Annotated in this window: 12 protein-coding genes, 1 tRNA gene and 1 pseudogene; 5 read left to right on the top strand and 9 right to left on the bottom strand. The window is 69.3% G+C overall.

Annotation, left to right across the window (positions count from 1 at the left end):
• Positions 1–206 precede the first annotated feature (206 nt).
• From topA to SPR02S_RS46380, 5 genes are all read left to right on the top strand, one after another.
• Positions 207–3,047 carry a type I DNA topoisomerase gene (gene topA / locus SPR02S_RS46400; RefSeq protein WP_019063891.1) on the top strand — a complete coding sequence of 947 codons (2,841 nt, stop codon included), beginning with the start codon at positions 207–209 and terminating at the stop codon, positions 3,045–3,047.
• Positions 3,048–3,214: 167 nt separating this feature from the next.
• The gene (gene tmk, locus SPR02S_RS46395; RefSeq protein ID WP_019063890.1) at positions 3,215–6,580 is read left to right on the top strand and encodes a dTMP kinase; all 3,366 of its coding nucleotides are present in this window, start codon (positions 3,215–3,217) and stop codon (positions 6,578–6,580) included.
• 176 nt (positions 6,581–6,756) lie between these two features.
• Positions 6,757–7,962 (top strand): DNA polymerase III subunit delta', encoded by a 1,206-nt coding sequence (locus SPR02S_RS46390; RefSeq protein ID WP_019063889.1) that lies wholly within the window; start codon positions 6,757–6,759, stop codon positions 7,960–7,962.
• 120 nt (positions 7,963–8,082) lie between these two features.
• Positions 8,083–9,747 carry an alpha/beta hydrolase gene (locus SPR02S_RS46385; protein WP_245607747.1) on the top strand — a complete coding sequence of 555 codons (1,665 nt, stop codon included), beginning with the start codon at positions 8,083–8,085 and terminating at the stop codon, positions 9,745–9,747.
• Between the two features lie 107 nt (positions 9,748–9,854).
• Positions 9,855–9,928, top strand: a tRNA-Thr gene (locus SPR02S_RS46380).
• 641 nt (positions 9,929–10,569) lie between these two features.
• Here the strand turns inward: SPR02S_RS46380 and SPR02S_RS46375 are convergent.
• The 9 genes and pseudogenes from SPR02S_RS46375 to SPR02S_RS61205 form a co-directional block, all read right to left on the bottom strand.
• A complete protein-coding gene (locus tag SPR02S_RS46375) occupies positions 10,570–11,868 on the bottom strand; it encodes a cation:proton antiporter (RefSeq protein WP_245607746.1) in 1,299 nt (432 codons plus the stop codon).
• 14 nt (positions 11,869–11,882) lie between these two features.
• Positions 11,883–13,070 carry an acyl-CoA dehydrogenase family protein gene (locus SPR02S_RS57950; RefSeq protein ID WP_019063886.1) on the bottom strand — a complete coding sequence of 396 codons (1,188 nt, stop codon included), beginning with the start codon at positions 13,068–13,070 and terminating at the stop codon, positions 11,883–11,885.
• 22 nt (positions 13,071–13,092) lie between these two features.
• Positions 13,093–13,854: a thioesterase II family protein gene (locus SPR02S_RS57945; protein WP_019063885.1), complete on the bottom strand. Its 762-nt coding sequence runs from the start codon at positions 13,852–13,854 to the stop codon at positions 13,093–13,095.
• Positions 13,851–15,095: a benzoate/H(+) symporter BenE family transporter gene (locus tag SPR02S_RS46360; RefSeq protein WP_026151498.1), complete on the bottom strand. Its 1,245-nt coding sequence runs from the start codon at positions 15,093–15,095 to the stop codon at positions 13,851–13,853. Before SPR02S_RS46360 ends, SPR02S_RS57945 begins: the two co-directional genes overlap by 4 nt.
• A gap of 20 nt (positions 15,096–15,115) precedes the next feature.
• Positions 15,116–16,531, bottom strand: coding sequence for an FkbM family methyltransferase (locus SPR02S_RS46355; RefSeq protein ID WP_019063883.1), 1,416 nt, complete (start codon positions 16,529–16,531; stop codon positions 15,116–15,118).
• Positions 16,528–17,721, bottom strand: coding sequence for an alpha/beta fold hydrolase (locus tag SPR02S_RS46350; protein WP_106437156.1), 1,194 nt, complete (start codon positions 17,719–17,721; stop codon positions 16,528–16,530). Before SPR02S_RS46350 ends, SPR02S_RS46355 begins: the two co-directional genes overlap by 4 nt.
• Positions 17,721–18,680 (bottom strand): chlorinating enzyme, encoded by a 960-nt coding sequence (locus tag SPR02S_RS46345; protein WP_019063881.1) that lies wholly within the window; start codon positions 18,678–18,680, stop codon positions 17,721–17,723. The genes SPR02S_RS46350 and SPR02S_RS46345 overlap by 1 nt, the downstream gene beginning before the upstream one ends.
• Before the next feature lie 44 nt (positions 18,681–18,724).
• The gene (locus SPR02S_RS57940; protein WP_052347166.1) at positions 18,725–20,548 is read right to left on the bottom strand and encodes an amino acid adenylation domain-containing protein; all 1,824 of its coding nucleotides are present in this window, start codon (positions 20,546–20,548) and stop codon (positions 18,725–18,727) included.
• Between the two features lie 609 nt (positions 20,549–21,157).
• A pseudogene (locus tag SPR02S_RS61205) lies at positions 21,158–21,748 on the bottom strand (transposase); the annotation flags it as partial.
• Between the last annotated feature and the right edge of the window lie 209 nt (positions 21,749–21,957).

Genomic DNA, 21,957 nt, shown 5'->3' with positions numbered 1-21,957 from the left:
TCCGGATGGCTCCGAAAAGGCCGGTGGGGACTCCGGGCGGCAGGAATGGCGGTAGTCGGGTTACCGTTCGAGTGGCCGTTGCGGGCTTTTCCCGTTTGACACGGGGGCGGGATGTACCGTCACACTCCGCAGCGTCACCATGACCCGACCCCGGGACTCAGCAATCCCGGGGGAGGCCCCAGCGTCGACCGGAGAGAAGAGCGAAGTTGTCCCCGACCAGCGAGACCGCACACGGCGGCCGCCGACTCGTCATCGTCGAGTCCCCTGCCAAGGCGAAGACGATCAAGGGCTACCTCGGCCCCGGATATGTCGTCGAGGCGAGCGTCGGGCACATCCGCGACCTTCCCAACGGCGCCGCGGAGGTGCCCGAGAAGTACACCGGCGAGGTCCGTCGCCTCGGTGTGGACGTCGACCACGACTTCGCGCCGATCTATGTGGTCAACGCCGATAAGCGGGCCCAGGTCAAGAAGCTCAAGGACCTGCTCAAGGACTCCGACGAACTCTTCCTCGCCACCGATGAGGACCGCGAGGGCGAGGCCATCGCGTGGCACCTCCTCGAGGTCCTGAAGCCCAAGGTCCCGGTCAAGCGCATGGTGTTCCACGAGATCACCAAGGACGCGATCCGCGCGGCCGTCGCCAACCCGCGCGACCTCAACCAGCCCCTGGTCGACGCCCAGGAGACCCGCCGTATCCTCGACCGCCTCTACGGCTACGAGGTCTCGCCGGTCCTGTGGAAGAAGGTCATGCCGCGCCTGTCGGCCGGCCGTGTCCAGTCCGTCGCCACCCGGCTCGTCGTCGAGCGGGAGCGCGAGCGCATCGCGTTCCGTTCCGCCGAGTACTGGGACCTGACCGGCACTTTCGGCACCGGCCGGGCGGGCGACGCGAGCGACCCGTCGACCCTTGTCGCACGCCTCCAGGCCGTCGACGGCAAGCGCGTCGCCCAGGGTCGCGATTTCGACTCCCTGGGCCAGATCAAGGGCGCGAACACCCTCCACCTCGACGAGGCCAACGCCCGCGCGCTGGCCGCCGCCCTGGAGGACACGCGGTTCGCCGTCCGGTCCGTCGAGTCGAAGCCGTATCGACGTTCGCCGTACGCCCCGTTCCGTACGACGACGCTCCAGCAGGAGGCCAGCCGCAAGCTCGGCTTCGGCGCCAAGGCCACCATGCAGGTCGCGCAGAAGCTGTACGAGAACGGCTACATCACCTACATGCGTACGGACTCCACGACCCTGAGCGAGACGGCGATCACCGCCGCCCGCGCCCAGGTGACGCAGCTGTACGGCGCCGACTACCTGCCGGCCCAGCCGCGCGTGTACGCCGGCAAGGTCAAGAACGCCCAGGAGGCGCACGAGGCGATCCGCCCGTCGGGTGATCGTTTCCGCACGCCCGCCGAAACCGGCCTGACCGGCGACCAGTTCAGGCTCTACGAGCTCATCTGGAAGCGGACCGTCGCCTCCCAGATGAAGGACGCGGTCGGCAACTCCGTCACCGTGAAGATCGCGGGCACCTCGTCCGACGGCCGGGACGTCGAGTTCAGCGCCTCCGGCAAGACGATCACCTTCCACGGCTTTTTGAAGGCCTACGTAGAGGGCGCCGACGACCCGAACGCCGAGCTGGACGACCGCGAGCGCCGGCTGCCGCAGGTCGCCGAGGGCGACGCGCTCAGCGCCGAGGAGATCACGGTCGACGGGCACGCCACCAAGCCCCCGGCCCGCTACACCGAGGCCAGCCTCGTCAAGGAGCTCGAAGAGCGCGAGATCGGCCGCCCGTCGACGTACGCGTCGATCATCGGCACGATCCTCGACCGCGGCTACGTCTTCAAGAAGGGCACGGCCCTGGTGCCGTCCTTCTTGTCCTTCGCCGTGGTCAACCTCCTGGAGAAGCACTTCGGGCGGCTCGTCGACTACAGCTTCACCGCCAAGATGGAGGACGACCTCGACCGCATCGCCAGCGGCGAGGCACAGGCCGTGCCGTGGCTGCGGCGCTTCTACTTCGGCGAGGGCGAGGCGACGGGCGCGGCCGAGGCCGGCAACGGCGACGGCGACCACCTGGGCGGCCTCAAGGAACTCGTCACCGACCTGGGCGCGATCGACGCCCGCGAGGTGTCGTCCTTCCCGGTCGGCAACGACATCATGCTGCGCGTCGGCCGCTACGGCCCCTACGTGGAGCGCGGCGAGAAGGACTCCGAGAACCACCAGCGCGCCGATGTGCAGGAGGACCTGGCCCCCGACGAGCTGACGGTCGAGCTCGCGGAGGAGCTGCTCGCCAAGCCGAGCGGTGACTTCGAGCTCGGTGCCGACCCGGAGTCGGGCAACCAGATCATCGCCAGGGACGGCCGCTACGGCCCGTACGTCACCGAGGTGCTCCCCGAGGGCACCCCGAAGACCGGCAAGAACGCCGTCAAGCCGCGTACGGCCTCGCTGTTCAAGTCGATGACCCTCGACACGGTGACGCTCGCCGACGCCCTCAAGCTGATGTCGCTGCCGCGCGTCGTCGGCAAGGACGCCGAGGGCGTGGAGATCACCGCGCAGAACGGGCGCTACGGGCCGTACCTGAAGAAGGGCACGGACTCCCGTTCGCTGACGGCCGAGGACCAGCTCTTCACGATCACCCTCGAAGAGGCGCTTGAGATCTACTCCCAGCCCAAGCAGCGCGGCCGGGCCGCGGCCAAGCCGCCGCTGAAGGAACTGGGCACCGACCCGGTCAGCGAGAAGCCCGTCGTCGTCAAGGACGGCCGCTTCGGGCCGTACGTCACCGACGGCGAGACCAACGCGACCCTGCGCTCCGACGACAGCGTCGAGGAGATCACCCCGGAGCGCGGCTACGAGCTGCTCGCCGAGAAGCGGGCCAAGTCGCCCGCCAAGAAGACGGCGAAGAAGGCCCCGGCGAAGAAGACGGCGGCCAAGAAGGCGCCCGCCAAGAAGACGACGACGGCGAAGAAGACCGTCGCTAAGAAGACGACGACGGCCGCCAAGAAGACGACCACCGCCGCCAAGACCGCGACGGCCAAGAAGACGGCCACCTCCAAGGTGACGTCCGAGGACTGACCCGCGCACCGGTCGTCGGCTTCGGGTCGGCGACTTCGGTTTCGCGTCCTCCACATCGGTCACTTCGGCTTCGCGAAACGAACGTCCCGGCATCACTTTGGTGTCGGGGCGTGTGCAGGTCCGGGCGGGCGCGGCTTGTTGTCGGTGGCTGCCGATAGGCTGAAAGCATGACGCCAGCCGAGCAGCCAACGGCCCACCAGCCGGCCCCCGACGACGCCCTTGTCGCGGACTCCCGCGAGCGTGCCGTCCGCGCCCTGCTGCGCCAACCGCAGCTCAAGCGGCTGTGGAGCGCACAGCTCGTGACGGGTGTCGGTGACACCCTCGCCCTGCTGGTCCTGGTCGTGCTCGCCTTCCAGGCGGCGATCTTCCAGGGCTCGTTCGGCGGTGGTTATCGGGGCGTTGCGTTCGCGGTGGCGACCGTCTTCGGGGCGCGCATCCTGGCGACGCTGCTCTTCGGGGCGGTGCTGCTCGGCCCGCTCACTTCGCTCACCTCCCAGGACGGGCCGCTCGACCGGCGCTGGACCATGGTCGGCGCGGACGGTCTGCGGGCCGCGCTGCTGATCGTCGCCCCGCTGTGGATCGACTGGACTCCGGACAACGCACTGGCCGTGCTCCTGGTGACCGCCTTCGTGACCGGAGTCGCCGAGCGCTTCTGGACGGTGTGCCGCGAGAGCGCCGGGCCCGCCCTGCTGCCGGCCCCGCCGCTGGAGGGCGCCACGGTCCGGCCGCTGCCCGATCACATGGACGCGCTGCGCCGGCTCTCGCTGCGCACGAGCTTCGTGGCGATCCCCCTCGCCGCCGCGACTCTCGTCGCGGCGGCCCTGCTCAACAACCTGCTGGGCACGGGCGTCGCCTGGTTCGACCAGCACCAGGCCGCGCTCGGTTCGTACGTCGCTGCCGGACTGTTCGCCGCGTCGCTCTCGGTGCTGACCGCCCTGGAACTGCCCGGAATCCGCACCCCCCGCGCGCGGTCGCCGCTCGAAGGGCTGCGCCGCCCCAGGACCGGTACCGGCGTCGACAAGGGCCGTACGGGGGCGATCGCGCTGCTCGTGGTCGCCTGCGCGGCCGTCGCCGCGGCGATCTCCGCCGCCGTCGCCGTATCCGTTCTCCAGGCCAAGGATCTGCACGGCGGCCCGGTGACCTTCGGGCTGCTGGTCCTCGGGCTGACCGGCGGGGTCGTGGTCGGCATCCGTACGGCGCCCGCCCTGCTGCCCACGCTGTCACGGCGCCGCCTGCTGACCCTCGCCATCGCCTTCACCGGCATCGCGCTGCTCGCCGCGGGCCTGGTCCCGGACGTCACCACCGTGCTGCTGATCGTCGCGCTGGCCGGTATCGGCGCGGGCGTGGCCGCCAACACCGGGCACACCCTGCTCGACCAGGAGGCCGAGGACTACCGGCGGCCCCGCACGACCGAGCACCTGCACGCGGTCGTCCGGGTCGCGGTGGCGCTCGGTGCGCTGATCGCCCCCCTGGTGGCGGCGCTGATCGGCCCGCACCGCCTGGAGAACGGCAAGTTCGTGTTCGCGCACGGCGGTGCCGCGTTCACGCTGATGCTGGTCGGTGCCCTGCTGCTGCCGGTCGCCGCGCTGGTGCTGGCCAAGGTCGACGACCGCGCGGGAGTGCCGCTGCGGCACGATCTGCGGGACGCGCTGCTCGGTGGCGACGACCCGGACACGGTGCCCGCGAGCACCGGCTTCTTCATCGCCCTGGAGGGCGGCGACGGCGCCGGGAAGTCCACCCAGGCCGAGGCCCTCGCCGAGTGGATAAGGGGTAAGGGACACGAGGTCGTGCTCACCCGCGAGCCCGGCGCGACACCGGTCGGCAAGCGGCTGCGGTCGATCCTCCTCGACGTGTCGTCGGCGGGACTGTCCCACCGCGCGGAGGCGCTGCTGTACGCCGCCGACCGCGCGGAGCACGTCGACACCGTCGTACGGCCCGCCCTGGAGCGCGGCGCGGTCGTCGTCTCCGACCGCTACATCGACTCGTCCGTCGCCTACCAGGGCGCGGGCCGTGACCTGTCCCCGACGGAGATCGCCCGCATCAACCGCTGGGCGACCGACGGACTGGTCCCGCACATGACCGTTCTGCTGGACGTGGACCCGGAGACCGCCCGCGAGCGGTTCACCGAGGCGCCGGACCGACTGGAGTCGGAGCCCGCCGAGTTCCACGCGCGCGTACGGTCCGGTTTCCTGACCCTGGCCGCCGCCGACCCGAGCCGCTACCTGGTGGTGGACGCGGGCCAGGAGCCGGAGGCCGTCACCACGGTGATCCGGCACCGACTCGACACCGTCCTGCCGCTCTCCGAGGCCGAGATCAAGGCCCAGGAGGAAGCGCGCAAGGCCGCCGAGGAGGAGGCCCGTCGCAAGGCGGAGGAAGAGGCCGCCCGCAAGGCCGAGGAGGAGCGCCTGGAGCGTGAGCGCCAGGAGCAGCTCGCCCAGCTGCGCGCCGAGGAGGAGGAGCGCAAGCGGCGCGAGCTGGAGGAGGCCCAGCGCCGCGAGGCCGAACGCCAGGCGGAGGAGGCCCGGCAGCGCGCCGAGGACGCACGCAGGCGTGCCGAGGAGGAGAAGGCCCGCCTTCTCGCCGAGGAAGAGGCCCGCGCCGCCGAGGAGGCCCGCCGCAGGGCCGAGGCCGACCGGCTCCGCAAGCAGGCCGAGGACGAAGCCCGGCTGCGCGCCGAGGCGGAGGCACGGCGGCTGGAGAAGCAGCGCAAGGCCGAGGCGGCCCTGCTCGCGGCCGAGGAGGCCCGCCGGTTGGCGGCGGAGGCGGCGGCCGCGGCGGAGCTGGCGGCTCGCCAGCCGACGGCTCCGGTGATCCCGGCCGCCCCGGAGGGCAGGCCCGAGGCGTCGACCGTGCCTACGCCGGTGGTCAAGCCGGCGGGTGCGGGTACTGGCACGGGCGCGCGTGGGCGGTCGGCGGAGGATACGGCTGTGCTGCGGCCGGTGAGCTCCGGTTCCGGTTCCGGTTCCGGGGACGAGACGGCTGTGTTGCGGTCGGTGTCCGGGGATTCCGGGGCACCCGATTCCGAAGTGCGCGACTCCGGCGTACGTGACTCCGAGACGACGGCCGAGTTGCCGCAACCGCCCGCTCCTGCGGGGGCCGCGGACGAGACGGCCGTACTGCCCCCGGTGTCGGCTGCCGAAGAGACGGCCGTGCTGCCGCCCGTACGGTCCGATGCCGCCGACGAGACTGCTGTGTTGCCGCCGGTCGGTGCCGCGGATGAGACGGCGGTGCTGCCGCCGGTGCGTGGGCAGGGTCCTTCGGACCGGGTGCCCGCGGGATTCTTCCGGGACGAGCGTCCGGCCGGCCGGACCGAAGGCGGCGAGGACAGCACACGCGAGCTGCCCCAGGTCGACGAGCAGGGTGCACCCCGGCGCCGGCCGCGCCCCGACTGGGCCGAGGAGACTCCCCTGGACGACCTGCCCTCGCTGGCCGACGAACTGCTCGGTCCGCGCGAGGACGGCGACTTCGACCCGGACGACGACGGCACCGGGCGGGGTCGTGGGCGGGGACGCGGTCGGGGGCGCAGGGGCTGACGGCGGCGCGGGTGCTGACCCGCGTTCCGCACCCCCGGACCCATGCTCCGCCCCCCCCGGACCCGCGTTCCGCACCCCTGATGCAGTGCACTGAAGCCGCTCCCGGCCCCCGTTGTCAGTGGTGGCCCGCACAATGGATCGCGTAACTCGAAACGTGACGAAAGGGCCGGTGACCCATGACCGTGTGGGATGACCTGGTGGGCCAGGAGAAGGTGAGCGAGCAGCTCGATGCCGCTGCTCGGGACGCCGATGCCTTCGTCACCGCGGCGACCACCGGTACGGCCCCGCCGGAGGCATCGAAGATGACGCACGCCTGGCTGTTCACGGGACCGCCCGGCGCGGGACGCAATCAGGCGGCGCGGGCCTTCGCCGCCGCACTTCAGTGCGTGAGCCCCGACCGCGCGCTCGGCGGCACCCCCGGCTGCGGCTTCTGCGACGGCTGTCATACGGCGCTGATCGGCACCCACGCCGACGTCACCACGGTCGCCGCGGTGGGTACGCAGATCCTCGCCGACGACATGCGGGACACGGTCCGCAAGTCGTTCACGTCACCGGCGACCGGCCGCTGGCAGATCATCCTCGTCGAGGACGCCGAGCGGCTGAACGAGAAGTCGGCCAACGCCGTCCTCAAGGCCGTGGAGGAACCCGCTCCCCGCACGGTCTGGCTCCTCTGCGCCCCCTCGATCGAAGACGTCCTGCCCACGATCCGCTCCCGCTGCCGGCACCTGAACCTGAGCACGCCCTCGGTCGAGGCCATCGCCGACCTGCTCGTACGGCGGGAGGGCGTCGAGCCGGCCGTGGCGGCGGCCGCCGCGCGCGCCACGCAGGGCCATGTCGACCGGGCCCGTCGGCTGGCCACGGACCCGGCGGCGCGCGAGCGCCGGGCGACCGTACTGAAGCTGCCGTTGCGTGTCGAGGACGTCGGCGGTTGCCTCAAGGCGGCCCAGGAGTTGGTGGACGCCGCTTCCGAGGACGCGAAGCAGTTGGCCGAGGAGATGGACGACAAGGAGACCGAGGAGATGAGGGCCGCGATGGGCGGCGGCCAGGGCAGCCGGATGCCGCGGGGCACGGCCGGAGTGATGAAGGACCTGGAGGACAAGCAGAAGCGCCGGAGAACGCGTACGCAGCGCGACAGCCTCGACCTCGCGCTGACCGACCTCACCGCGTTCTACCGGGATGTCCTCGCCCTCCAGTTCGGTTCCCGGGTGGCGATCGCCAACGCGGACGCCGAGGACGCGCTGGAGCGGCTCGCGCGCGCCGGTTCCCCGGAGTCCACGCTGCGCCGTATCGAGGCGATCGGCGCGTGCAGAGTGGCGCTCGACCGGAATGTGGCGCCGTTGCTCGCGGTGGAGGCGATGACGTTGGCGCTCAGAGCGGGGTGAACCGGCTGCGCGGGCCGAGTGGGGGCTGATCTTTCGGGCGTGGGATTGACGGCGTAACTCGTCCGGGGTGGATCGCGCACGCAGGGCATTCAAGTGATCGCTCAGCGTTACGCTCGTTCGATGCAGATCAGGCGTCCCCATCGCCGGCCCAGCCGGAGCAGCCAGCCGAGTCAGCCCAGTGAGGCCGAGGTCGGTGAGGCCGAGGTCAGTCGAGGTCGCCGGAGCCGAGGCGGTCGTCGGACCGGCGGCACGCTGCTCGCCGTAGCCGCGCTGCTCGTGTCCGCGTGTTCCTCGGGGAGTTCGACGACGGCGACGAGTCCGGCCGCCGACGTGGCGCTGGCCCCGCTGCCGCAGTCGACGCCGTCCACCCTGACGTCGTACTACGGGCAGAAGCTCGGTTGGCACACCTGCGGTGTCCCCGGATTCGAGTGCGCCACGATGAAGGCGCCGCTGGACTACGCCAAGCCCGCCGCGGGGGACATCCGGCTCGCGGTCGCCCGCAAGAAGGCCACCGGCAAGGGCAAGCCGCTCGGTTCGCTGATGGTGAACCCGGGCGGGCCGGGCGGTTCGGCGGTCGGCTATCTCCAGCAGTACGCCGGGATCGGCTACCCGGCGGAGGTCCGCGCCCGCTACGACATGGTCGCGATGGACCCCCGCGGCGTCGCCCGCAGCGAGCCCGTCGAGTGCCTCGGCGGGCGGGCCATGGACACGTTCACGCAGACCGACACGACCCCCGACGACCAGCGCGAGACCACTCAACTCGTGGGCGAGTACAAGAAGTTCGCGGAGGGCTGCGGTGCGCACTCGCCCGATGTCCTGCGCCATGTCTCGACCATCGAGGCGGCGCGGGACATGGACATGCTGCGGGCGGTGCTGGGGGACAAGAAGCTGACGTACGTCGGGGCGTCGTACGGGACGTTCCTCGGGGCGACGTACGCGGGACTGTTCCCGGACCGGGTCGGCCGTGTCGTCCTGGACGGCGCGATGGATCCGTCGCTGCCCGCGCGCCGGATGAACCTCGACCAGACGGCGGGCTTCGAGACGGCGTTCCAGTCCTTCGCGAAGGACTGCGTGCGGCAGACCGACTGCCCGCTCGGCGGCAAGGGCACGAGGCCCGCGAAGGTCGGGACGAACCTGAAGGCCTTCTTCCGCAAGCTCGACGCGCACCCGATCCCCACCGGCGACGCGGACGGCCGCAAGCTCGGCGAGGCGCTCGCCACCACCGGCGTGATCGCGGCGATGTACGACGAGGCGGCCTGGCCGCAGTTGCGCGAGGCGCTCACGTCGGCGATGAAGGAGAAGGACGGCGCGGGCCTGCTCGTCCTCTCCGACAGCTACTACGAGCGTGACGCCGACGGCCGCTACTCGAACCTGATGTTCGCCAACGCCGCCGTGAACTGCCTCGATCTGCCAGCCGCTTTCTCGACCCCCGACCAGGTCGAGAAAGCCCTCCCCGCCTTCGAGAAGGCGTCCCCGGTCTTCGGCGAGGGCCTCGCCTGGGCCTCCCTGAACTGCGCGTACTGGCCGGTCAAGGCGACGGGCGAATCCCACCGCATCGAGGCGAAGGGCGCCGCCCCGATCGTGGTCGTCGGCACGACCCGCGACCCGGCGACCCCGTACCGCTGGGCCCAGTCCCTGGCCCACCAGCTCTCCTCGGCCCGTCTGCTGACGTATGTGGGGGACGGCCACACTGCGTACGGGCGAGGTAGTGCGTGCATCGACTCCGCGATCGACCGGTATCTGCTCCGGGGGACGGCGCCGGGGGAGGGGAAGCGCTGCTCGTAGCCTCGGCGCGGCTGTGTTCGGGGGTGCCTCCGGGGGGTGTACGGAGCACCCCCGGAAACTGTGTAGACTTTCCGACGTTGCTGATCGCACCATGGTGTGGACAGCGCGCCGCCTTAGCTCAGATGGCCAGAGCAACGCACTCGTAATGCGTAGGTCTCGGGTTCGAATCCCGAAGGCGGCTCTGCCGAAGCCTCAGGACTCACTCGCCGTGACCTGGGGCTTTTGCTTTTCCGTGTGACCTTGACCTTGCGATTCGCGCTCAACGGACATGCGTGGTCTACGCGCCGTAATGCGTAGGTTCGGGATGACGCGGTGGCCATTTGGTGGCCAAGCGTGCAGCCGTCGTGCAAACGGGCTCCTGCCCGGCCGCGCGACTGGGGGCACGCAGGGGAACGGCTGTTGTGTCGACCCGACAATCGCGCGTTCCAACTGCCCCTTGCCGACACTGGCGCGATGTCCGAGATCCTGCTGGATGCTCAGTGGGCGGTTCGTGAGTCCATGAGTGGTTCTGGTGTCGCCTGATGGTGTGGGCGAAGCCGAACTCGGTGCGGCACAGGCGGGCGGCGACTGGCGTGCGCGGCTCGCGGCCGTGCTCCGCGTCTGTGCAGCCGAGCGAGCCGGCTCGCGTTGGCGCTCCGTGGAGCTCCGGCGGCACCGAAGGTGCCGTGAACCGCGTCAAAAATTCAAGGGGCGGCTCTACGGACGCGCCGAACTCGAACTCCTCCGTAGGATGATCCCGCGCTCGTAACCCTCCGCGACCGCTCCCCAAGATCTGTGCCAGAACCCAGAACCCAGAGCCCAGAACCCGCGGACAAAGGCACCTTATCGACGCGGTCGACCGAACGTCAGTCGTCGGCCGGAGGCCTTGCCTCCGGCAGGGGCAGCTCCCTCCCCGACAGTCTCACCGGCGGGGCCCGCATGCGTGTTCATCGGCTCGATCCGGCGTAGCACTCCCAGCAGCGGACCGGTCATGACCGTGGTCAGCACCGCCATCACGACAAGCACCGAGTAGAACTGTGAGTCGATGAGCCCCAGTTGGAGTCCTACGGTGAGGATCACCACCTCAGTCAGACCCCGGGTGTTCATCAACACGGCGATCGGCAGCGCATCGCTGCGCGGCATGCCCGACAGCCAGGCGCCCAGATAGGCTCCGAGCATCTTCGTCGCGACCGCCACGAACAGCATCACCAGCAGGCTACCGATGTGCGAGGCGCGAAACGCGGCGAGATCGACCCGTGTACCAGCCACGACGAAGTAGATCGGCAGCAGGATCTGCATAGCCGACTTCTCCAATCCGTCCATGACCGCGACGCGCAGCCTGTTCTCGTCGCTCTCCCTGGGCGTGATCGCACCGAAGATGAACGCGCCGAAGATGAAGTGGATGCCCAGCCACTCCGCGGCCGCGCATGTGCCCATCAGACCAGTGACCAACACGAGCATGGTGCCTGCCGAGTCCTTCACACCGTCCTTGCGACCGCGCAGCAGCCTGGCCACCAGCGGGCGCACAACCAGGACGACGGCGGCCAGATATACGGGCACGAGAGTCATGCGCCACGACTGAGCCGAACTGTAGAACGCGGCGACCACGGCGAGGCAGGCCCACGCGATCAGGTCGTTCATGGCTGCCGCCCCCATCGCGATGCGGCCGATGTACGAACGGTTCAACCCCTGATCGGCGAGGATACGCGCCAGCACGGGAAACGCGGTCACGGACATAGCCACCCCGATGAACAGGACGAAGCCCGTACCGCCCGACGGACCGTGCTCCTGGGCATAGAGCATCGCCGCCAGGCAGCCGCCGACCAAGGGCAGCAGTACCGAGCCGACGGCGACGCCGAGCGCCCGCCGGCCGTTGCTTCGCAGAAAGGTACGGTCCATCTCGTAGCCGATGACGAACATGAACAGGGCAAGGCCGACATTGGCCAACGCCCCGAGAAGGGGCCGCACTTCGTCGTACGGGATGGTCTCCCGCCAGGGTCCCCACGAATCAGACAGCAGCGTGGAGCCCAACGCGATACCCGCGACGATCTCGCCGACGACAGCCGGCTGGCCCAGTCTGCGTGCCCCGACCGCGCAGAACCGGGCCATTCCGATGACCACGGCGAGGGAGAGGAAGAACACCGCGGTCTGATCGTTCATCGCTGTGCGCCTGCGCCCCTGCCGGCCGGCCCTCTCATCGCGGCCCGTCCGATGAGATCCCGCATCACCTCACTGGGCCCGGCGGCAATCGTGGCCGCTCGGGCGTCGCGGTATGCCCGGGCCGCGTCGGACTGCTCAAGGTAGCCGTGCGCCCCTTGCAGTTGCAGACTGGTGTCGGCCAGCCGGCACGCCAGCTCGGTGGTGTAGAGCTTGGCCATCGAGCACTCCTCGGTGGGCAGCTCTCCCTGGTCGTAGAGCCAGGCGGTGTGGTGAACAAGCTGCCGGGCAGCCGCCAGCTCGGTGACGAGATCCGCGACGCGGTGCACGGGCGCCTGCTTCTCCGCGAGAACACTGCCCGCAACTCGACGTCCCCGGAGGAAACCGCGCAGGTCGTCGAGGCTCTGCTCGATGCCACCCAGTGCCAGCGTGGCCGCCACCAACCGCTCCAGCTGCAGTCCTCGCACGAGGTAGTAGAAGCCGCTGTTGAGCCGTCCGATCAGACGGTCCGCCGGAACACGCACGTCGTCGTAGACGACGGTGGCCGTCCCGGCCGAACGCCAGCCGAGTGTCCGCACGGGCGCACGGCTGATACCGGGAAGGTCGGAGTCGACCACCAGTAGAGACAGCCCCGTCATACCCGACTTGTCGGAGTCGGCGGACGCGCCGGTGCGGACGGCGACGACGGCGAAGTCCGCCACCATGCCGTTGCTGACCATCGTCTTGGTGCCGTTGACCACATAGTGATCGCCGTCCGGAGTTGCCGTGGTGGTCAGCCCCGCGAGATCGGACCCGGCTGCCGGCTCGGTGATCGCCAGGGCCGCCACGGAGTCGCCCCGCACCGCCGGCTCCAGATACGTGCGGCGCAGCTCACGACTGCCGACCCAGGCGAGGTAGTGGGTGGCCATGTACGCATGGACGGAGACGGCGGCCCGCAGACCTCCGAATCCCGTGCGTCCGAGCTCCTCCAGGAAGACGACCGAAGTGAACATGTCCCGGCCGCCGCCCACGCTGCTCGCGTGGAGCAGCCCGAGGTAGCCCTGCTCCCCGAACAGCTTCCACAGCTCACGGGGGAGTCCGTCCTCCTGCTCCCAGCGCGCGGCGTCGGGCAGCACCTCGGCGGCCAGGAAAGTACGGACCTTGGCCCGGAACACCTCGTGATCCGCGGTGAAATAGGGGGATCTCACGATCCGCTCCTCCTCCGTTGTGTCAGCAAAGCGAGAGTTCACGGTTCAGCAAGCGGAAGAACTCCGAGGCACGGTCCTGGAGGTAGAAATGACCGCCGGGCACGCCGTGGCTCCTGATCCCATGGGGTGCCAGCGTCCGCCAGGCCGCCACGGCCTCTGGCGGTGCCACCTCGTCATCCGTCCCCCAGAAGGTCGTGACGGGCACGGGAACAGGCGGCGGTGTCCGGTGCGACCAGGTCTCGGCAAGCTGGATGTCCGCACGGAGCATGGGTTCGAGTACGGCCATGAGGTGCGGATTGGCCAGTACCTCCCGGGGCGTTCCGGCCAGCCGGCCGAGTTCGCCTCTGAACTGCTCGTCCGGCAGGTCATGGATCGCGGGGAGGGCACGCTGTACACCGGGTGCCCTGCAGCCGGAGAGGATGACGTGTTCGGGCCGACGACTCTTGCCGCGTACCACCGTCTCGTACGTCAGCATGGCGCCCATGCTGTGGCCGAAGAGCACGTACGGAGACCGTACCTGCTCGTCCAATGCGTCGCCGAAGGCCTCGGCCAGTGCCCGCCAGTCACGGAACGGGGGTTCACGCAGCCGGCTCTCCCGACCGGGCAGCCGTACCCCGACGAATTCGACGTCCGCGGGAAGCCGGTCACTCCACGTACCGAACGCCGCGGCCCCTGCTCCGGCGTACGGCACACAGACCAGCCGGAGCCTGGCCGTCGGCCGTGTGGCAGGACGGTGGAACCACCGCCCTGACTCTTTGCTCCGCGTACTCGTCGCGATGCTCATATTGGCTCTCCGGGCAAGGTTTTCTCTGGCACTTTCGGCGATTCGGCCCGCACCGTGGGCCGCTGCGGCGTGCTGTCCAGGACACGGCGACCGCCGCGTGTGACCAGGGCGGTGAGCAGACCGGCGAGCAGACCCCAAAAGGCGGAGCCGATTCCCAGCAGTGTCATGCCGGAGGCGGTGGCCAGGAACGTGACCACCGCGGACTCCCGCCACTTCTCGTCCGAGAGCGCCGAAGAGAGGGAGCCCGCGATGGTCCCGAGCAGACCCAGTCCGGCGATCCCCAGCACGAGGGCGGCGGGCAGCGCGGTGAGCAGGGAGCCCACGGCACCGCCGAAGATGCCGACGCAGAGGTAGAACACGCCGGCCCAGACGGCCGCCAGATAGCGTCTGTCCCGGTCCTCGTGGGCCTCTCGGCCGGTACAGATGGCGGCGGTGATGGCGGCGAGGTTGAGCCCGAAGCAGCCGAACGGAGCCAGCAGCAGATTCACTCCGCCGGTCCAGCCGATCAGTGGTGAGATGGGGACGCCGTATCCCTCGTTGCGCAGTACTGCTACCCCTGGCAGGTTCTGCGAGGCCATGGTCACGATGAAGAGCGGCAGCCCCACACTGACGATCACCTGCCAGGAGAATTCGGGAGCCGTGAAGATCGGTGCGGCAACGGCGAGTTCCACCTTGCCCAGTTGCAGCGAGCCTTCCGTGGCGGCGGCCGTGGCGCCCACGGCCAGAGCTGCGAGGACGGCGTACCGGGGTAGCCAGCGTCGGCACAGCAGGTACGTCGCGAACATGGGAAACACCACGGCGAAGCCGCCGTGCATGGTGCTGAACAGCTGGGTGCCGAACTGAACGAGCACCCCGGCGAGGAGTCCCGCGGTCAGGGGCACCGGGATCCGGTCCATGATCCGCTCGAACCGGCCTGTCGCTCCGCTGAGTGTGATGAAGGCCGCCGAGACCACGAAGGCACCGACAGCCTGCGCCATGGTCACTCCCTTGAGGCCACTGGCCATCAGGGCGGCACCGGGTGTGGACCATGCCGTGACCACGGGGGTGCGGTAGCGAAGGGACAGCCCGATGCAGGTGACTCCCATGCCGATGCCCAGGACCAGCATCCATGAGGCGAGTTCATCGGATGTGGCGCCCGCGGCCTTGGCCGCTGTGAAGACGATCGCCGCTGAGCTGGTGATGCCTATCAGCACCGCGATCAGACCGGCGACTACCGCCGAGGCCGGCGCCGCCCGCTGCAGCTGCCAGGCAAGGGACTGCTTCAGCTGACTGCCCTCCCCGGAAGCGGGTCGGTCTCCATCGCGGCTGCCAGAGCCCCGAACGTGCTGTCGGTGAAGATCAGGTCCGGGGCCAGCGCTCCTTCACCGAGTTCCGCCTCGATCTCGGCCAGTAGCCGCACAGCGGTGAGGGAGTCCCCGCCCAGATCGAAGAAGTCGGCGTCTGGTTGCACTGCCTCCGCGCCGAACAGACCCGCCCATATCCGGGCGAGTATGGCGGTACGCGATCCATCGGCGAGGTCCGGCACCGCTCCCGGTGCGGCAGGCTGTCCGTCCACCACGGCGAGATCCGCGACCACGGCGAACCGATCCGGCGGCACCGCCGAGGGCAGGCTCCGGGCGATGAGTTCGCGCAGCTCCTGTTCGAGCTCGCGCTGCGTCGGGCCGCCGTCGAACGGGGACGCCGATGCTGCCTCCAGCGCCCTCCCGGCCGCTGCCTCGGGCCGTCGCGCGTACACGTTGTGACAAGGCGTCAGGAGCAGTCGCGGATCCTGTTCGTGCGCGACCTCGAATCCCCGGGAGCGGAGCTCCTTGAGGACGGTATCCAGCCGACCGTCGGTGTCGTGGACCTCCATGACGATCTGCTCGATCCGGGGCCACAGTGCCTCCCCGACCCCCTCGAGGACCTCGGCCTCCGCCTTCTCCACATCGATCTTCAGCAGATCGATGTGCCGAAGCCCGAGTTCGTCCGCCAGACACGCGAGCGTGGTGACCCGCACGCGCCTGTGCTCGGCGCGCATCCGGTCCGCGACGAGCCGGTCCAGCTGCGCTCCCTTCTCGGCGTTCTGCCCAGTGAGCAGGTAGCCCTTCAGCACGGCGAGATCCTCGGAGGCGTCGGCGAACCGGCCCGACATCACGCTGTTGTTGGGATAGAAGGTGAACTCGGTCTCGCCTTCGGCACGGCCCAGCGCACCGCACAGCAAGGTGGCGTCCACCCCATGGAGTTCGGCGTTCAGCGCGACCGCCTCTGCCAGTTCCGCGACCGGTTCCACGGCGATGACCCGGGCACCGGGACTGTGCAGCGCGGCGCACAGCGTGAACATGCCTATGTTCGCTCCGACGTCCACCACCACCGCGCCGGGCGGCAAAGTGATGCCGTGTCTGAAATAGGCGTTCTCGGCGAAGATCTCCCGGTGGAGGAAGTCCGTCTCGCTGCGATTGAATCCAGCGACGCGCACCCCACTCGCCGGCTCGTGCCAGCTGAGGTCACCGAGTCGCCCGGCTGCTTCGAGGGCGGCGGACCGGTGAAGCATCGGCGCCGCACCCGGGTCGGGCACGATCCGGGCAGAGAGCCTCCGCCCGTCCGTACTCTCGATGACGGCCGCATCGGCCACGGCGGGGTGCGTCCGCAGCACCTCGGCCAGTGCTCGTTCCCGAGAGCTGTCGGTGAAGTCGTTCATGTGCCCTTCCGGTCCTCGGTGGTCACGTCACGCAGGAACTCGCGGGCCAGGTCGACCAGTTCACTCCCTGCGTCGAAGGCCGTGAGGTGATCGCCTTCCGGCATGCTGCGCAGTTCTGCCCGCGGCAGGTGCGCCGCGATGAACTCGGAGCCCGCGGGGTGCGCCGTGGTGTCCTTCGCGCTGGTGACCACAAGGGTCGGCTGCCCGGCCGTGAGCAGCGGTCGACAGTCGGTGGACATGATCGCCCCGTTCAGCAGGCCGTAGCGGTACAGCAGTTCGGACGTCGCGTACGGATGGATCAGGTAATGGGCGATGTCCTGGCGCAGCGCCTCCAGCGTTGCGGGGCGGCTCATCAGCCGGTGCATCCCGGCGGCCTGCTGCCGACCGCGCGCGACCATGGCCAGCAGCGACTCGACGTCCCGCTGGTGCGCCGTCTTGGGTGCCTCGTCCCCGAGTTCGTAGTCCCCGTGCCAGAGACTCATGGAGGTGATGCGGTCCGAGCGGGCAGTCGCCGCCAGGGCGATCGCCGCACCTCCGCACAGCCCCATGGCGTGTGCCCGGGGAATGCCGAAGCCGTCGAGCACCGCGAGCAGGTCGTCGCCCTGGACGTCCAGGCTGTGGCCCACCAGCTCGCTGAGCCCGGATCCGTCGTCCCCCGCGAACAGCCCGCGGCTCTCCCAGGTCACGACGCGGTATGAGGAGGACAGCGCCGCCAACCAGTTCGACGCCAGCCCGACCGGCATACCGCAGGCGCTGACGACCGCGACCGCCGGGGCGTCCTCGGGCCCGGCCGCCCAGCAGCGCAACGGGCTGCCGTCGTAGGCGGGCACGACGATGGGCCGGCCGGGGAAGGCCGTCAGGACCTGGCGCGCCACATCTTCGAGCTGATCCTCGTCCTCAGCGCTGTCGGGCGGACGCAACGCCAAGCGTCGGCTGACGGCAAGTTCCGCGGCCGATAGCGGTCCGGGCTCCGGAACCATCTCGACCTCCGGGAGCCCGAGGGCACCGGTGAGCCGGTCGAGGAGGGCCTGAGCGGACGACGTTCCGTCTCCGGGGAACGGTTCGACAGGGGCGACTCTCACCCGCTCCGGCATGACCCGGGTGAGGGATGCCGTGTCGAGAAGGGCCTGCGCCAGCGCACTCAGCGACCCGGTGTCCGGCACGGCACCTACCGCGGTACTCGTCGGCATCAAGCCCCGGCCCTGGACGCGGGCCGGAAGGGCTGGTCTTGGGTCGTGCATTCGGCGAGCCGGTTGTGGCCGTACTCGTCAGCACCGCTGACCAGCACCGCTCCGTAGCGTTCGAGGCTGACCCGACCGCCGTACTCCTCGATGTCCGTGGTGCCGGGGTAGATCTCCACGGAGGTGGGCACGTAACGGGACGCGAAGCCCATGCGCATGTCCTTGGTCCTGCCTTCATGCGGATGCGAGGCGTGCATCAGCGTGGACCAGAACACGATGAACTGCCCCGCCCTCATCTCCATGGACACGGCTTTCGACTCGTCGGGCTTCCAATCCGGGTCGATCTGCAGTTCGCGGTAGTCGTAGCCGAAGAATCCCCGTCGTACGCCGTCCTTCTCGACGGAGGTGTTGTCACTCGGGTCGTAGTGCATCCGTTTGGTCTCGTCGTAGAACATGGTGCGGTGCGTGCCGGGAATGAACTGCAGACAGCCCATGTCGACGGAGGCCTCGGTGAACGCGCACCACACGGTGATGGTGCCGCCGAAGTCCGAGCCGCCGGGCCACTGGATCTGCGGGGTACCCGAGGCGTTGGCGAAGGTGTCCGCCTGGTGCCAGTCGGTGCCCTCGTCGCCCGCGTACTTCGGGAAGAACTCGGTGCGCCAGCACAGCGCGTCCGGCCCGAGGATGCTGGAGACCCGGTGGACGATCTCCGGTCGGGTGATGTGCTCCGCCAGGAAACCGTGATCGAGGTGGCGGTCGTAGTTGGATATGTTCGTCGCGCCGGACACCGCCGCCTCGTCCTGGTAGACGGCGGCACTGCGGTCCAGTAATTCCAGGCGGGTGCGTCCCCACGTCTTCTTGATCTCGTCGGGTTCGTACAGCGTGAAGGGGCCGGCGTAGCCGTTGCGGTGAAAGGCCGCCAGTTCCTCGTCGCTGAGGGAGAAGTTGGAGTGCTGTGCGGTGGTCACGTGTCTCTCCGAGGTGGATGCACGGCCGATTCGGCCGGATGTGTTCAGACGGTGGGCGTCGACGTTGACAGGGCGCTGTCGACGTGGCGGGCAAGCGACCCTACTGTTGCGCCATCGATCAGTACGGTGATCTCGAGTTCGGTGCGGAAGGCCTCGTTGACCTGGCCGAACATGCGCAGCAACGACAGCGATGTGCCGCCGAGATCGAAGAAGTCTGTGTCGCTGCCTACCGCGGGAACGTCCAGGACGGACTGCCAGATCCCGGCGATGCGCCGCTCCGTACCGGTTAGTTCCGGGCCGTCGACGGCAACGACGTGGACAGGCGTGGTCGCGGCCACCGGTGCCGGCAGCCTCTCCTTGTCCACCTTGCCGTTGAGGGTCAGCGGCAGTTGCGGCAGAACCATGTACGCGGACGGACGCATGTGGGACGGCAGGGTGGCGGCAGCCGCCGCACCCAGTTCGGGAGCGAGTGTTTCCGCCTGCGCCCCGGATCCGACGTAGGCCACGACGCGCACGTCTCCCCCGCCGTAGTCGTGGGGGAGTACGACGGCCGTCGACACGTCCGCGTGACGGACGAGAACCGCCTCGATCTCGCCGGGCTCCACTCGGTAACCCCGGATCTTCATCTGGTCGTCCGTGCGGCCGACATAGCCATATCCGCCCTGGGACAGCGCGACAACTCGGTCCCCGGTGCGGTAGCAGCGACGCACTGTGCCGTCGGAAGCGATGTGGTCGACGAAGCGCTCTTTGTTGAGGTCCGGTCGTCCGAGATAGCCACGCGCGAGGCCGGCCCCTTCGAGGTACAGCTCGCCGGGGACGCCCTCCGCCATGGGCTGCGTGTCGTCGCCGAGCACGTGGAAGATCAGGTCGGGCAGCGGATCACCAATGGGGCTCACCCCGTGCGTGTCCAAGTCGCTTGCGGTGAGCGGCCGGTAGGAGGCGTGGACGGTGGCCTCCGTGATGCCGTACATGTTGACCAGGCGGGGGTGTTCGTCGCCGTGGCGTTCGATCCAATCGCGCAGCGCCGTCGGCTCGAGACGCTCACCGCCGAACACGACGATCCTCAGGCTGGACAGGCACTCGGCGGACCGTGCGTCGGCCGCCGCAAGCCGGCCGAAGGCGGACGGCGTCTGGTTGAGGACAGTCACCCGCTCGCTGCGCAGGAGTTCATGCAATGCCTCGGGTGAGCGCGCGGTCTCCAGCGGAACGACTACGAGCCGCCCGCCGAACAGCAGAGCACCCCAGATCTCCCAGACGGAGAAGTCGAAGGCCGCCGAGTGGAACAGCGTCCAGACGTCGTGCTCGTCGAAGCTGAACTGCTCCCGGGTGACGTCAAAGAGGCGGACAACATTGCGGTGCTCCACTTGCACGCCTTTGGGGACGCCCGTGGAACCGGAGGTGTAGATGACGTACGCCAGACTGTCAGCGGTCGTCGTGCCCTCCACCGAGGGCTTTGTCCCGTCCGCGGATTCCGCTGCCGGATGGTCCAGCAGCACAACGTCGGTCCCTTGGCCTGAGACCGCCTCAGCCAGCTCCGACGTCGACACGATCACGGAGGCCCCGCTGTCCTTGACCGTCCAGGCAATCCGCTCCTGCGGATAGCTGGGGTCGACGGGGACATAGGCGGCACCCGCCTTCAGGATTCCCAGCACGCCGATCAGCAGCCGGGCACTGCGCGGGGCCAGCAGGGCCACCAGAGTTCCGGGTCCCGCGCCCGCGGCCCGCAGTCTGCCGGCGAGCAGATCGGATCGCCGGTTCAGTTCGTGATAGGTGAGTTCGTCGTCGTCTGCCGTCACCGCCACCCTGTTCGAGAACCGTGCGGCCGCACTTTTGAACAACGCGACAAGCGTGCGCTCCCCTAACTCCATGTATCTTCCATCCATCCTGGTCGATTCGGCAGCACTCAGCACGTGGAACGGCGCACGAGCGGTCACGTTCCAATGATCGATAGCTTTTCCCAATGGATGCACCAGGCCATCAGGGACGACTCACGCATCCCAAAACATGAGACCCGGCGGGAATTCATCCTCTCGTGATACTCGCATCACAGGCAACCCCCCAATCCCGTAATGCATGATGCACGTCAAGTTACAGCAAGGCGCCGCGATGTCAGGAAGGTTGGGCTGACCAGGGAATACGAGGGCGCTGCCCGCCGGACCGCACGATCCGAGACGCCGGACAATCATTTCGAGCCATGATCGATTTGCTTTCCTCATATCACCGCGTCCGGAATATTGGATTCCTCGTCACGGCCGCCACCGACTCCGGGTGGTCGGGTCACTGCAACGAAATCACAGGAATCTCATATTCCGTCGCGGCGGGCGACGGCGACTCTGCGGCAACCGCGCCGGGCATCCGCCTGACATTTCCCTTCATCCTGACAGAAAATTAGGCCAAACAGGCCTTCCGTGTGGCGGGCAGAATGAGCGTGAAGTCAATTCGCCTCTGTCGGCCGTGCGGGGAACTTCACCATCCCGGCTCCCCTTGCGGATCACGCCGAAGACGTTGCGGACGAAGTGGAACCGGCAGCGCTGGTAGAACGCGCCGATCATGACCTTGCGGATCGCCTTGACCAGGCCGCTTTGGTGGTCGGAGATCACCAGGCGCAGTCCGGGCAGGCCGTGTTCACGCAGGGAGCGCAGGAAGTGGCTCCAGAAGGCCTCGGTCTCGCTGCCGCCGACCATCACGCCCAGGACTTCACGGCCGCCGTCTTCTGCGGCGATGGCGATGGCGACGGTCTGGGAGGCGATCTGAAGGTTGACCGCGGGCCTTGATGTAGGTGGCGTCGAGGTAGCTGCAGGGAAAGCGGGTGTGGTCCGGGGGACGGTTGCGGAAGACCTCCGCGTTGAGGTCGGCACAGATGCGGGAAATCTCGCTCCTGGAGATCCCGGTGTCCGACCCGGGGTGCCTTGACCAGGTCGTCGACCGAGCAGGTGGACACCCCCAGCGCGTACGCCTCCATGATGACCGAGCGAGGTGGCTTCGGCCTCGAGCAGTTCCGGCAGCAGCCGCTCGGCCGCACTCCGCACGAGTTCGAGTCCGTCGGACGTACGCAGTGAGCAGAGCATCCTGACAGTGCCTTCTGCAGCGGCATCGTCTGGCAACTCCCGCGGCTGGAGCTGGGGTTGGGGTTCGGTCAGATCTACCGGCGACGACGGGACCGGTGGCAACGAGCCGGAGTCTTCGATCAGTTGCACCGGGTACTGCCCGCGGACCTGAATGCGGCCGGCCGCTCGACTGGTCCCGGGCGTGTGTGGATGGGTCTCACGTCCGCGCG

Source organism: Streptomyces prunicolor NBRC 13075, from assembly GCF_000367365.1.
Lineage (GTDB): Bacteria > Actinomycetota > Actinomycetes > Streptomycetales > Streptomycetaceae > Streptomyces > Streptomyces prunicolor.
Note: the sequence above shows the minus strand (reverse complement) of the source record. Positions and strands in the feature narration are given on the sequence as shown.

What these genes read in the sequence shown, in the direction of transcription:
- tmk (WP_019063890.1), top strand. Translation starts at nt 3,215, where the DNA reads ATGACGCCAGCCGAGCAGCCAACGGCCCACCAGCCGGCCCCCGACGAC.
- SPR02S_RS46390 (WP_019063889.1), top strand. Translation starts at nt 6,757, where the DNA reads ATGACCGTGTGGGATGACCTGGTGGGCCAGGAGAAGGTGAGCGAGCAG.
- SPR02S_RS46385 (WP_245607747.1), top strand. Translation starts at nt 8,083, where the DNA reads ATGCAGATCAGGCGTCCCCATCGCCGGCCCAGCCGGAGCAGCCAGCCG.
- SPR02S_RS57945 (WP_019063885.1), bottom strand. Translation starts at nt 13,854, where the DNA reads ATGAGCATCGCGACGAGTACGCGGAGCAAAGAGTCAGGGCGGTGGTTC.
- SPR02S_RS46355 (WP_019063883.1), bottom strand. Translation starts at nt 16,531, where the DNA reads ATGAACGACTTCACCGACAGCTCTCGGGAACGAGCACTGGCCGAGGTG.
- SPR02S_RS46350 (WP_106437156.1), bottom strand. Translation starts at nt 17,721, where the DNA reads ATGCCGACGAGTACCGCGGTAGGTGCCGTGCCGGACACCGGGTCGCTG.
- SPR02S_RS57940 (WP_052347166.1), bottom strand. Translation starts at nt 20,548, where the DNA reads ATGGAGTTAGGGGAGCGCACGCTTGTCGCGTTGTTCAAAAGTGCGGCC.